Annotated in this window: 12 protein-coding genes; 4 read left to right on the forward strand and 8 right to left on the reverse strand. The window is 71.3% G+C overall.

Going from position 1 to position 12,497, the window contains the following annotated elements; translation table 11 throughout:
* Positions 1-58: 58 nt before the first annotated feature.
* The 6 genes from FHY02_RS04775 to FHY02_RS04800 all read right to left on the reverse strand — a co-directional run bounded on the left by FHY02_RS04775 (position 59) and on the right by FHY02_RS04800 (position 6,277).
* On the reverse strand, positions 59-580 hold the full coding sequence (locus FHY02_RS04775) for a DUF1697 domain-containing protein (protein ID WP_183920717.1): 522 nt from the start codon (positions 578-580) through the stop codon (positions 59-61).
* A complete protein-coding gene (locus FHY02_RS04780) occupies positions 577-966 on the reverse strand; it encodes a VOC family protein (protein WP_183920718.1) in 390 nt (129 codons plus the stop codon). Before FHY02_RS04780 ends, FHY02_RS04775 begins: the two co-directional genes overlap by 4 nt.
* Positions 967-1,658: 692 nt before the next feature.
* Positions 1,659-2,456, reverse strand: coding sequence for an SDR family NAD(P)-dependent oxidoreductase (locus FHY02_RS04785; RefSeq protein ID WP_183920719.1), 798 nt, complete (start codon positions 2,454-2,456; stop codon positions 1,659-1,661).
* A 17-nt stretch (positions 2,457-2,473) separates the two neighbouring features.
* On the reverse strand, positions 2,474-3,532 hold the full coding sequence (locus tag FHY02_RS04790) for a phosphotransferase family protein (RefSeq protein WP_183920720.1): 1,059 nt from the start codon (positions 3,530-3,532) through the stop codon (positions 2,474-2,476).
* Positions 3,529-4,614, reverse strand: coding sequence for a Zn-dependent alcohol dehydrogenase (locus FHY02_RS04795; protein ID WP_183920721.1), 1,086 nt, complete (start codon positions 4,612-4,614; stop codon positions 3,529-3,531). The genes FHY02_RS04790 and FHY02_RS04795 overlap by 4 nt, the downstream gene beginning before the upstream one ends.
* Positions 4,615-4,990: 376 nt before the next feature.
* A complete protein-coding gene (locus FHY02_RS04800) occupies positions 4,991-6,277 on the reverse strand; it encodes an acyl-CoA dehydrogenase family protein (protein WP_183920722.1) in 1,287 nt (428 codons plus the stop codon).
* Positions 6,278-6,420: 143 nt separating this feature from the next.
* Between FHY02_RS04800 and FHY02_RS04805 the strand changes: the two genes are divergently transcribed.
* Positions 6,421-7,656, forward strand: coding sequence for a TetR/AcrR family transcriptional regulator (locus FHY02_RS04805; RefSeq protein WP_183920723.1), 1,236 nt, complete (start codon positions 6,421-6,423; stop codon positions 7,654-7,656).
* 208 nt (positions 7,657-7,864) lie between these two features.
* Here the strand turns inward: FHY02_RS04805 and FHY02_RS04810 are convergent, their stop codons facing one another.
* The gene (locus FHY02_RS04810) at positions 7,865-8,656 is read right to left on the reverse strand and encodes a helix-turn-helix domain-containing protein (protein WP_183920724.1); all 792 of its coding nucleotides are present in this window, start codon (positions 8,654-8,656) and stop codon (positions 7,865-7,867) included.
* A gap of 200 nt (positions 8,657-8,856) precedes the next feature.
* On the opposite strand from FHY02_RS04810, the gene FHY02_RS04815 reads away from it, so the two are divergent.
* Both FHY02_RS04815 and FHY02_RS04820 read left to right on the forward strand, forming a co-directional pair.
* Positions 8,857-10,077: an MFS transporter gene (locus FHY02_RS04815; protein ID WP_183920725.1), complete on the forward strand. Its 1,221-nt coding sequence runs from the start codon at positions 8,857-8,859 to the stop codon at positions 10,075-10,077.
* Positions 10,074-10,763 (forward strand): glutathione binding-like protein, encoded by a 690-nt coding sequence (locus FHY02_RS04820; protein WP_183920726.1) that lies wholly within the window; start codon positions 10,074-10,076, stop codon positions 10,761-10,763. The genes FHY02_RS04815 and FHY02_RS04820 overlap by 4 nt, the downstream gene beginning before the upstream one ends.
* A 220-nt stretch (positions 10,764-10,983) precedes the next feature.
* On the opposite strand, the gene FHY02_RS04825 is transcribed toward FHY02_RS04820, so the two are convergent.
* The gene (locus FHY02_RS04825; RefSeq protein WP_183920727.1) at positions 10,984-11,493 is read right to left on the reverse strand and encodes a cysteine hydrolase family protein; all 510 of its coding nucleotides are present in this window, start codon (positions 11,491-11,493) and stop codon (positions 10,984-10,986) included.
* A gap of 130 nt (positions 11,494-11,623) precedes the next feature.
* Here FHY02_RS04825 and FHY02_RS04830 point away from each other — a divergent pair, with 130 nt between their 5' ends.
* Positions 11,624-12,424 (forward strand): thioesterase family protein, encoded by an 801-nt coding sequence (locus FHY02_RS04830; protein ID WP_183920728.1) that lies wholly within the window; start codon positions 11,624-11,626, stop codon positions 12,422-12,424.
* Positions 12,425-12,497 lie beyond the last annotated feature (73 nt).

Here is a 12,497-nt window from a genome sequence, read left to right on the forward strand (position 1 = left end):
TCGGCGAATGTTGAGTCGTGGCAGCGCGCAACCCGCGCCGCGGCCCGACCGTCTCGAGTCACGCCGCGGCGACCTCCGCCGCGATCGCGACCAGCTTCGCCACGGTGTTGACGTTGCGCGCGGTCCCCTCTGCCGCACCCGGCAGCTTGAGCCGCGACCGCCCCATGCCCGCGCCGTACGCGACATAGATCTCGCGCGCGCCGAGGGCCAGCTGCTCCCCTCCCGGCGCCACCGCGCGCTCGAGCGTGTCGGTCTCGGGCGGCGTGTCGAGGAAGATGATCACGGTGGTAGACGGCGCCGCGTCGGCGAAGGGATTCGCAGCGAGCGCCGTGGCCAGCTCGGTCGCGGTGCGCACCGCGACGCGCACCTGCCGCCCGGTCGACACCTGCAAGGCTTCCTCAAGGCGCCGTCTCACTGCCGCCGCGTCGAGCGGGCTCGTGAAGACCACGTTGCCGCTCGCGATATAGGTGCGCACCGCCGCGAACCCCGCCGCCTCGCACAACCGTCGCAACTCGGCCATCGCCAGCGCGCCCGTGCCGCCGACGTTGACCGCGCGGAGCAGCGCCACATAGGCCGTCACCCGCGGCTCACCGCGCACAGCTTGTTGCCGTCGGGATCGCGAACATAGGCCAGCACCGCGCGGCCGAGGCTGGTCTCACGCGGGCCGGGCGCGTCCTCGATCGAGGTGCCGCCGTTCGCCACCGCGACGTCGTGGAAGCGCTGCACCTGCTCGGCCGAGTCGCAGCGGAAGGCGACCGTGCTGCCGTTGCCGACGCTCGCCGCCGCGCCGTCGATCGGCTCGCTCACCCCGAACATCGTGCCGTTGTGACGATAGAACAGGCGCTCGTGTCCGCTTGGCGCGGTGTCGCTGCGCGCCGGCGGAGCGCCCAGCACGCCGAGCACCGCGTCGTAGAAGCGCGCCGACCGCGCGAGGTCGTTCGACCCGACCATGACATGGTTCAACAAGATCGTTCTCCTTCTCTCCCGGAGCGCTCGTGACAATCTGGCAACGCTCCTCACCCTTCCGTCATCCCGGCATTGGTCCGGGATCCACTCCCCCTCAAACGCAACGACTTAGGATTGTGCGGCAAGGTGGATCCCGGACCAAGTCCGGTATGACGGAAGAGGCTCGCACAATGCTCCCAACGGGGAGCACCTCGCCTGACAGATCGCGCCGGCGTAGGACAGCCCGTCGCCCGCGCTGGCCGGACGATCGCTCGAGCAAAGAAGTCCGTGTGGCGCGCCGTTCGTCGCCCCCGTCCCGCTACATAGCGCCCGCGGGGAGCGATGGCGCAGCGCTGCACCGTGATCCTCGTCACCACGCTGGTGACCGCGCTCGACCGGGACGCGCGACTCGCACGCGCTGATCGCGGACGGGGTCGTCGCCGGGCTGCTGCTCGCGCCGAGGGTGCTGGTGCGGCGCGAGGTCGCGGCGGTGTTGGGCTATCCCGCGCGGAGCAGCCTCTTCGCTTATCTCACCCAGGGGATCACCACCCACCCGCTGCGCGAGCGCCTCGGGATTAGGCCTATGCGGCATGGGAGCGGCTGACGCGCCATCTCCGCAGCGACGGCGCGGCGGAGGTGCGCGCGGCGCTGGCCCGCGTGTCGTGGCGTACCGGCGGTGTGGCGCGCGTCACGCCCGGCGCTCGCCGGGCGCCTCACACCGCGGTCTTGCCATAATCCTGCCGGGTCACCGGATGGCTCGACGACAGTCCGCCGTCCACGACGATCGCCTGGCCGTTGACGTAGCTGGCGTCCTCGCTGGCGAGGAACAGCGCGACGCGCGCCAGTTCCTCGGCCTGCCCGCCGCGCCGCAGCGGGTTGAGCCGGCCGAGCCGGTCGAGTTTGCCCGCCTCGCGCGCGTAATCGAAGGTCGGCCGCGTCATCCCCGTCTCGGTCAGCCCGGGGCAGATCGCGTTGACCCGCACGTTGCTGCCGCTGAGCTGCTGCGCCGCCACCTGCGCGAGGTTGATCACCCCCGCCTTGCTGGCCGAATAGGCCGGCGATCCCGCGCCCGAGCGCAGCCCGGCGACGCTGGCGGTGAGCACGATCGCGCCGCCCCCGCGCGCGGCGATCAGCGGCGCGGCGTGCTGGATCGCGAGGAACGGGCCGATCAGGTTGACGCGCAGCACCTCGGTGATCAGCGCGACATCGGTGTCGAACAGGTTGGCGAGCCCGCCCGAGATCCCGGCGTTGGCGAACATCACGTCGAGCCCGCCGTGCCGCTCCGCCGCCAGCGCGACCAGTCGCGCGACGTCGCCCTCGTCGCCCGCGTCGCCGCGGAACGCCAGCGCAGTGCCGCCCGCGTCGGCGATCGCGGCGGCGGTCGCCTCGGCGCCCTCGCTGAGGTCGGCGGCGACGACGCGGCCGCCCTCGCGCGCGAACAGCAGCGCGGCGGCGCGGCCGATGCCCGAGCCCGCGCCGGTGACGACGACCGACTTGCCCGCGAACCGCATTCGCTCTCCCTCCAAGCTCATGCCCCGGCGCGCCCGGCGAAGTGCCAGGCCGCGCTCACCAGCATCGGCAGCCGCGCCGCAGTCTCCTGCGCGCGCGCGTTGGCGGCGGTGCCGACCAGCACGCGCTTGCGGATGCCTTGGACGATGCTGGCGAGCCGGAACAGGTTGAAGGCGAAGTACCAGTCGGTCGCGACCGGCTCGTCGCGACCGGTCCGCGCCGCATAGCGCGCCAGCATCTCGTCCAGCGGCGGGATGCCCGTGGCGTCGCCGGTCAGCCCCATGACGCCGGAGCGGCCCTCGGGCTCGGTGACCCAGCTCATCAGGTAGTAGGTCAGGTCGGCGACCGGGTCTCCCAGCGTCGACAGCTCCCAGTCGAGCACCGCGGCAACGCGCGGCGCCTCGCCCGGCGCGAAGCGCATGTTGTCGACGCGATAGTCGCCGTGGACGATCGCGGTGCGGGTCTGCGACGGCACGGTGCGCGGCAGCCACTCGATCAGCCGCTCCATCTCGGGCAAGGTCTCGGTCTCGGCGCCGCGATACTGCTTGGTCCAGCGCGCGACCTGGCGTTCGAAGTAGTTGCCCGGGCGGCCATAGTCCGCGAGCCCGATCGCGCCCGGATCGAGGTTGTGGAGATCGGCCAGCGTGTCGATCATCGCGTGATAATGTGCCCGGCGCGCCGGGGGGGTGAGCTCGGGCATGGTGCCGTCCCAGATCGTCCGCCCCTCCACCATCTCCATGACGTAGAAGGCCGAGCCGATCACGGCCGCGTCCTCGCACAAGGCATAAGGCCGTGGCACCGGGAAGCCGGTGGGGTGGAGCGCGGCGATGACGCGATACTCGCGTTCGACCTGATGCGCCGAGGGAAGCAGCTCCCCCATCGGCTTGCGCCGCAGCACATAGCGCCGCGCAGGCGTGTCCAGCCGATAGGTCGGGTTCGACTGGCCGCCCGCGAACTTGGCATAGTCGAGCGGGCCGGCGAAGCCGGGCACATGCTGCGCCAGCCACGCGCCCAGCCGCGCGGTGTCGAGCCGGTCGCGCTCGGCGAGGTCGCGTTGGAGCGAGGGGTCGTCGCTCATGCGAAGACGATCACGCTGCGCGTCGAGTCGCCGCGGCGCAGCGCGTCGAAGGCGTGATTGATCCGTTCGAGCGGCAGCCGCTCGGCGATCAACGTGTCGAGGTCGAGCAGCCCGCGCTGGTAGAAGTCGACCAGCCGTGGCACGTCGATCGGGAAACGATTGGAGCCCATCAGCCCGCCCTGCAATCTCTTGCCCGAGAGCAGGTCGATCGCGGACAGGCCGACCGACTCGGCCGGCGGCAACATGCCGAGGATCGTCGCGGTGCCGCCGCGCCGCAGCACCGCCACCGCGGTCGCGGCCGACTGCGGCCGGCCGACCGCCTCGATCGCGTGGTGGACGCCGCCGCGGGTCGCCTCGATCACCGCCGCGGCGACCCCCTCGGCGGCGCTGTCGAACGTGTCGGTCGCGCCGAGCCGCTCGGCGATGGCGCGCTTCTCGGGTATGGGGTCGAGCGCGACGATCCGCCCCGCCCCCGCGATCCGCGCGGCGTTGACCGCGGCGAGCCCGATCCCGCCGCAGCCGACCACGCACACCGTCTCGCCCGGCGCGACGTCGGCGGTGTTGAACACCGCGCCGGCGCCGGTCGTCACCGCGCAGCCGATCAGCGCGGCGCGGTCGAGCGGCATGTCGCGGTCGATCGCGACGCAGGCATGTTCGTGCACCAGCATCTGCTCGGCGTAAGCCGAGAGGTTAAGCATCTGCGCCACCGCGCCGCCGCCGGCGAGGCGCAGCCGCGGCTCGGCGCCACGAGGCCGTCGTGTCTCGCCGCTGACGCATAGCGACATCCGCCCGCTCAGGCAGAATTCGCAATGGCCGCAGAAAGCGGAGAGGCAGGTGACGACATGGTCGCCGGGCCTCACGGTGCGCACCTCGCTGCCGACCGCCTCGACCACGCCCGCCGCCTCATGGCCGGGGATGGCGGGGAGCGCGTGCGGGTAGAGACCGTCGACGAAATGCAGGTCGGAGCGGCACACGCCGACCGCGGCGGTGCGAATCAGCACCTCGTGCGCGAGCGGGTTGCTGACGGTGACCTCGGCGATCGTGAGCGGCGCGCGCGGTGCGGTGAGGACGGCGGCTTTCATCGAGAGACGTGCCGCGGGGATGCCGACCGTTCGTGCTGAGGAGGCGCTGAGCGAAGTCGAAGCGCCGTCTCGAAGCACCGGCCGGACGCTCGCGGCCGCGCTTCGAGACGAGGCTTCGGCAAGCTCAGCCTCTCCTCAGCACGAACGAGCGAGAGCGAAGCAGCACCTCCCGACTCTTTCAGCGTCATCTCGAGCTCGTTACGTGTTCGCGCTTTGGCTCGCCTCCGGCGAGCAAAGATCGCGTGCGGGCGAAACGATCCCGCGCGAACACCACGGTGCGAGTCACTCAGACGCTGCGGCTCTCGCGCGACGGTGGATCCTGAAACGAGCTCAGGATGACGCCGGAACAGACGGCGAGAGAGCGCGCCCACTCTCCTCACCGGGTCACCCCCACGTCGCCGCTCGACGGCGCGCCGCGGCCGCCGACCTCACCGTACTTCCCGAACTCGTGCCGTGCGATCGCGCGGCAGTGCACCTCGTCTGGCCCATCGGCGAAGCGCAGCGTCCGCACCGAGGCCCAGGCGTGCGCCAGCCCGGCGTCCTCCGCCACGCCAGCGCCGCCGAACGCCTGGATCGCGTCGTCGAGGATCTGCAGCGCCATCGTCGGCGCCTGCACCTTGATCATCGCGATCTCCTGCTGCGCCGCCTTGTTCCCTGCCTTGTCCATCATGTCCGCGGCCTTGAGGCAGAGCAGCCGGGTCATCTCGATGTCGATCCGCGCGCGCGCGATCCGCTGCTCCCACACGCTGTGATCGGCGATGCGCTTGCCGAAGGCGACGCGGGCGAGCAGCCGCCGCGCCATCTTCTCGATCGCCACCTCGGCGACGCCGATCGTGCGCATGCAATGGTGGATCCGCCCCGGCCCGAGCCGCCCTTGTGCAATCTCGAAACCGCGCCCCTCGCCCAGCAACACATTCTCCACCGGCACACGCACGTCGGTGAAGCTCACCTCGCCGTGCCCGTGCGGCGCATGGTCATAGCCGTAGACCGAGAGAAGCCGCTCGACCTTCACGCCCGGCGTGTCGAGCGGCACCAGCACCTGGCTCTGCTGCTGGTGGCGCGAGCCCTCGAAGCTGGTCTTGCCCATCAGGATGCCGATCGTGCAGCGCGGGTCGCCCACGCCCGAGGACCACCATTTGCGCCCGTTGATGACGTAGTGATCGCCGTCGCGCTCGATCCGCGTCTCGATGTTGGTTGCGTCGGAGGAGGCGACCGCGGGCTCGGTCATCAGGAAGACCGAGCGGATCTCGCCCTCCATCAGCGGGCGCAGCCACGCCTCCTTCTGTGCGCGCGTGCCGTAGCGGTGAAGCACCTCCATGTTGCCGGTGTCGGGCGCGGAGCAGTTGAAACATTCGCTGGCCCAGCCGATCCGCCCCATGTCCTCGGCGCACAGCGCATATTCGAGGTTGGTCAGCTGGGTGCCCGCGAACGCGAAGGTGTCGTCGACGTGCTGCTGCCCCGAGTGGGGCGGCATGAAGAAGTTCCACAGCCCCTCGGCGCGCGCCGCGCGCTTGACCTCCTCGATCACGGGGATGACCTTCCAGCGCTCGCCACTCGCCAGCTGCTGCTCATACTCGTGGTCGCGCGGTGCGATATGGCGCGCGATGAAGGCGCGGACACGGTCGCGGAAATAGGTCTCGCGCTCGCTCAGCGTGAAGTCCATCGCCACCCTCTCCTCGTTGGTCGCGACCGGGCTTAGGCCATACCGCGTATTCGGTAAAGCACGCTTCGTGGTGCCACCAGCTTCGATGCATGTCGATGGAAAAGGGACTGTATCTTCGAAAGCGACGTGCTACCCATCGCGTCATGGGGGATCTGAGGACCGACGACGCCACCGCCACGCGGCGCTTCCGCGAGAAGCGCGAGGCGATCCTGGCCGCCGCGGCGGACGCGATCAACGAACAGAGCGCCAAGGGCATGACCTTCGCCGACGTGGCGCGCCGCGTCGGGCTCAACACCACCAGCGTCACGTATTATTTCAAGCGCAAGGAAGACCTCGCCGCCGCCGCGTTCGAGCACACGCTCGACTATCTGCTGGCGATGCTCGACGCAGCCGCGGCCGAGCCGACGCCGCCCGAGCGGGTCGAACGGCTGGTCACGCTGAACCTCGCGCGGCTCGCCCGGATCGAGCGCGGCGAGGAACGCGCCTTCGCGGTGCTGTCCGACTTGCGTGCGATGGACGAGCCGGTGCGTGCCCGGCTGATGGCGCGCTGGCGCGAGGTGTTCCGCCGCACCCGCGCGCTGTGGGGCGAGCAGCGCGCCCGCGGCGCGGTCGACCTCGCCGGCGCGCGCGCGCACGTGCTGCTGGAGAATATGTTCTGGCTGCCGGCGTGGCTGCCGCGCTACGACGCCGATCAATACCCGCGCGCTGCCGAGCGGCTGATGGACCTGTTCCGCCATGGCTTGGCCGGCGCGGACGCGCGCTGGGCGCCGCGCCCGCTGGCGCTCGAGCAGGACGATGGGATGCCGGGGCGCGACGCCTTCCTGCTGGCGGCGACGCGGCTGATCAACGAGCTGGGTTATCGCGGCGCCTCGGTGCAGCGGATCGCCTCCGAGCTCAACGTGACCAAGGGCAGCTTCTACCACCATCTCGACGCCAAGGACGATCTGGTCGCGGCCTGCTACCGTCGCAGCTTCGACACGATCGCGGCGGCGCAGCGCAGCGCCGACGCGCGCGGCGGCACGCACTGGCAGCGGCTGTGCGACGCGGTGGCGACGCTGGTGGGGGTGCAGTTCTCCGACAGCGGCTCGCTGCTGCGCACCACCGCGCTGAGCGGTCTGCCGCCGGGCGAGCGCCAGCAGATGGTCGACCGCTCCACCCGGATCGCGCGTCGCTTCGCCGGCACGCTGATGGACGGTGCCGCCGAAGGGGCAATCCGCGCGGTCGACAGCTTGATCGCGAGCCAGGCGCTGATGGCGCTGCTCAACGCCGCCTTCGACATGCGGAAATGGGCCTCGACCATGGCGCAGGAGCACGCCGTGGGGCTCTACGCCTCGACCTTGCTGTTCGGCATGTTCGACGATCGTCTGCTGGGGGAGTGAGGCGACTCCTTACGGATCTGATGCCGGTATTCGAACCGCTCGGGCTGAGGAGAGGCTGAGCTTGTCGAAGCCTCGTCTCGAAGCGCGTTCGCACGCGTCGAGCCATATGCTTCGAGACGGCACTTCGACAAGCTCAGGGCCTCCTCAGCGCGAACGGGAAAACGGGATGGGAAGGCCTTGAGGGTGGGGCACTCCACGCCCCGCCCCGCTACACCGGTTCGCCCAACGCCTCCGTCCGCGCGCGGATGGCGAGCTGGTTATGCGGGCCGCGCCGGCGCGAGAACTCGCGCACCGAGCAGCCCAGGAACAGGTGGCTGTCGCGCAGAAAATGCGAGCGGTCCCAATAGCCCGCGTCCTCCAGCGCCATCGGCGCGGCGTCGGGTTGGGTCAGCACCAGGCTCAGCGCGCGCAGGAAGCGCGTGCGGCGCAGCAGCAGTTTGGGAGTGAAGCCGAAGTTGAAGCGGGTCAGCGCGGCGAGCGCGCGCGGCGTCATGTCGAGCGCGTCGGCCACCGCCTCGATCCGCGTCGTCGCGGGATCGCGCAGCATCGTGCACAGACGGTCGATCCGTGGGTCGGCCGGCGGGCGGCGCTGCAACCGCGCCTCGAGCCAGCTGTCGAATACCTGCTGGAACGGCTCGCCCGACTCGAGCGCGGCGCGCAACATCTCGGCGCCGGGATCGAGCTCGTCGAGCGGCACGACCCGGTTCGACAGCCGCGACACGTCGCCGCCGAACATCTGTGCCCAGCCAAAAGGTAGCAGGCCGGCGCCGACCAGCGTGCCGCCCGAGCTGGTGACATAGCCCGCATAGCTAGTCGGCCCGGTCAGCGCGACCGTCGGCATTGGATCATAGGTGCGGCTGCCGATTCGCAGCGCCCATGGCGGGCTGCCCGACAGCGTCACCCGGATCGTCGCGACGCTGGGAAAGAAAGCATCGTGGAAGACGTGCCCCGGCACCATCGGCGCGGCGAAGCGGTGATAGCCCGTGACATGATGCGTCAAGGCGTCGCTCGGGCGGTGATACGCGACCGCGACGCTCTCCTGATCCCCCACCGGCGCCCCCCAGCAACCCTTATTTACATCTCATTACCGCGACGGGCGCACAGGGCAAGCCTTGGTACCGGTTCGCGCCATATTCTTCTCACATGGATCAGCTTGTTGGCCGGGCCGACAGCGCGCGTACGCCGCGCTATGATACCCTCATGCCCCGCCTTCCGCATCGCGCCGTGCCGATCGTCCTCGCTGCCGTCACGGTCGACGTGATCGGCTTCGGCATCGTCATGCCCGTGCTGCCCGGGCTAATCGTCTCGCTCGGCCACACCGACCTGGCGCACGCCACACTGATCGGCGGGTGGATGCTCGCCGCCTTCGCGCTGGCGCAGTTCGTCGCCGGGCCGATCCTCGGCAACCTCGGTGACCGCTACGGCCGGCGGCCGGTGCTGGTGGCGGCGATGATCGCCTTCTCGCTCGACTATGCGCTGATGGCCGGGGCGCCCTCGCTCGCCTGGCTTTTTCTCGGCCGGGTCATCGCCGGCGCGGCGGGGGCGAGCTACGGACCCGCCGGCGCAGTGATCGCGGACGTGACCCCGCCCGAGCAGCGCGCCGCGGGCTATGGCCTGCTCGGTGCCGCGTTCGGGCTCGGCTTCATCGTCGGCCCCGCGCTCGGCGGGCTGGTGGCGCATTGGGGACCGCGCGCGCCGTTCGCGCTGGCCGCCGCGCTGGCCGCGCTCAACGCGGTGGCGATGCTGCTCTTCCTGCCCGAGACGCTGGGGCGCGAGCGGCGCCGGCCGTTCCGCCTGCGCGACGCGCACGTGATCGGCGCCTTCCGCCCGCTGTTCGCCGCGGGCAACGCCGCGCCGCTGCTGGTCGCCTGGTTCCTGTGGCAGCTCGGCGGTATCGTCTACCCGGCGGTGTGGAGCTTCTGGGCGACGCTGCGCTTCGGCTGGAGCCCCGCCGCGATCGGCTGGAGCCTCGCCTGGGTCGGCTTCCTCCAGCTGCTGGTCCAGCTCATCCTCACGCGTCGCGCGGTGGCGCGGCTGGGCGAGCGCCGCGCCGCGCTAATCGGGCTGATGGCCGGCGCGGCGACCCTGCTCGCCTATGCGTTCGTGACGCAGGGCTGGCAGGTCTACGCCTTCTTCCTGGTCGGCGCGCTGGGAGCGCTGGCGTGGCCGGCGCTGAACGGCCTGCTCAGCCGGCTGGTCGATGCGACGCGGCAGGGCGCGCTGCAGGGCGGGCTCGGCAGCATGAACTCGGTCGCCGCGGTGATCGGGCCGCTGATCGCGACGCAGAGCCTCGCCTGGGGTGCGCGACGCGGTTTCGACGGGCTCGCCTTCGTCGTGGCGGGCACGCTGATCGGCGCGGCGGCATTGATCGTGGCGCTCGGCGTCCCCACCCTTCGCGCACACGACGGAGACGCGCGATGATCGACCTGCATTACTGGCCCACGCCGAACGGCCACAAGATCACGATCTTCCTGGAGGAGGCCGGGGTCGACTACACCGTCCACCCGGTCAATATCGGCAAGGGCGAGCAGTTCCGCCCCGAGTTCCTGGCGATTTCGCCCAACAACCGCATGCCCGCGATCGTCGACCATGCGCCGACCGACGGCGGCGCGCCGGTCAGCGTGTTCGAGAGCGGCGCGATCCTGCTCTATCTCGCGCACAAGACCGGGCAGTTCGGCGGGGTGACGCCGCGCGCGCATGTCGAGGTGCTCGAGTGGCTGATGTGGCAGGTCGGCGGGCTCGGCCCGATGCTGGGGCAGAACCACCATTTCACCCGCTACGCGCCCGAGCGCGTACCCTATGCGATCGAACGCTATCTCAAGGAGACCGAGCGGCTGTACGGCGTGCTCGAGCGGCGGCTGGAAGGGCGCGACTATGTCGCCGGCGGCGAGTACAGCGTCGCCGACATGGCCTGCTTCCCTTGGATCCTGCCCGAGCCGCAGCAGCAGAACATCAACGACTTCCCCAATATCGCGGCATGGCACGCGCGGATCAAAGCGCGCCCTGCGGTGGTGCGCGCCTATGAGCAGGGCGCGCGGGTGCAGGCGCAGCCGGCGGAGATGAGCGAGGAGCAGCGGCGCGTGCTGTTCGGCCAGACCGAGCGATAGGGTAGGTTGACCAGAGGTCACGTGGCGAGCGCCGGTGAGAGAAGGGCAGCACGCCGACGCCGGCGCCCGCTCTCGTCAACGATCCGTCATCGCGCCGTCCCGTCATTCGGGCCTGGCCGGGGATCCAGGCCGCCGAACACGCCAACCTCCTTTACATGCGGCGACGTGGATACCGGCTCAGGGCCGGGGATGACGGTGGGCAGAGCGAGGTTCGCTCGCCTCACCCCTGCCGCGTCGGCCATACCTCCGCCGCGGTGACGACCGGGATCTTCGAGCCCAGCGCGGCGAGCGCGACCTGGTGGACGAAGTCGGTCGGTGCGGTGCACAGGTCGCCGACCACGCGGCGGTCGAGCACCGTCGCCTCGGGCGCGAGCGCGGTGTAGGTAACGCAATTCTGCGTCATCATGCCGCAGATGAAGAGCTCACCCGTGTCGAGCAGATGCGCGCCGAGATCGGTCTCCTGGAAGGCGTCGGGATAGCTCTTGGTGATCACCGCGGCGCCCTCCGCCGCGTCCATGATCGCGGGGCGGATCACGCTGCCGGGCTCGTCCTCGGCGAAGGGACCGCCGGCGGCGACGTGGCGCACCAGCACGACCTGATCGCCCGCCGCCTGCGCCGCGGCGATCGCGGCGACGATCCGCTCCTCCACCGCCTCGGCGCGCCACAGCGGCAGCGCGCCGCGCGCGAAATAGGCGTTCTGGACGTCGATCACCAGCAGCGTACGCCTCATGTCATCTCCTCGTCGTCGCAGCCTCCTTCATAGCGCATCCCACGAGGCCGACGTGCCGCGCGGCCGACTCTTCTCGCCCCGCGGTGGCGCGCGGCATTGATCCGCCGCGATCCGCGGCTAGCGTGGCGCGATGACCGACCCAGTCTCCGCCACCCCGCTCGCCCAGCTGCTCGCCGCGCTCGTCCGCGACGATGGCGCGGCGCGCTGGCACGGCTCGATCCCGCCCGACTGGCAGCAGGGCCGGACCGCGTTCGGCGGCCTCTCGGCGGCGCTGGCGTTACACGCGGCACGTCAGCTCGAGCCCGAACTGCCGCCGCTACGCTCGGCGCAGGTAGCGTTCGTCGGGCCGCTCGCCGGTGCGGTGACGGTCTCCGCGACGCTGCTGCGTCGCGGGCGCAACGCCGCCTTCGTCGCCGCCGAGGTGAGCGGCGAGGCCGGGCTCGGCGTCCGCTGCACCTTCGTCTTCATGCGCGCGCTGCCCGACGCGCTGGCGCACACCCGCGGCGCTGCGCCGCCCGCGACGCCGCCCGCGCCCGATGACCCCGTGCTGCGCGGCGGCCACCCGCAGGTGGCGTTCACGCGCCACTTCGAGTTCGTCGACCCGCCCGGCCAGGGCGATCCGGCGGCGTGGCTGCGCTGGGCGCGCCTGGCCGAGCGCGACGGGCTCCATCCCGAGGTCGAGCTGCTGGCGATCGGCGACTGCCTGCCGCCCGCCGCGCTGCGGCTGCTCGGCATCGGCGCGCCGGTGAGCTCGATGACCTGGCAGCTCAACCTGCTCGCCCCCGCCCCGACGACGCGCGGCGGCTGGTGGCTGCTGCGCTCCGCCACCGATCACGCGCGCGACGGCGCCTCGTCGCAGCAGATGGCGATCTGGGACGCGGACCGCCGCGCCGTCGCCGAGCAGCTCCAGTCGGTCGCGATCTTCGGCTGATACAAATCGCGACAATATTCCGGCGCTTCGACATTCCGGCGCGACATGCGCGGCCTAGTGCCGCGACACGGAC

The sequence above is a fragment of the Sphingomonas sp. BK069 genome (assembly GCF_014193405.1).
Classification (GTDB): domain Bacteria; phylum Pseudomonadota; class Alphaproteobacteria; order Sphingomonadales; family Sphingomonadaceae; genus Sphingomonas.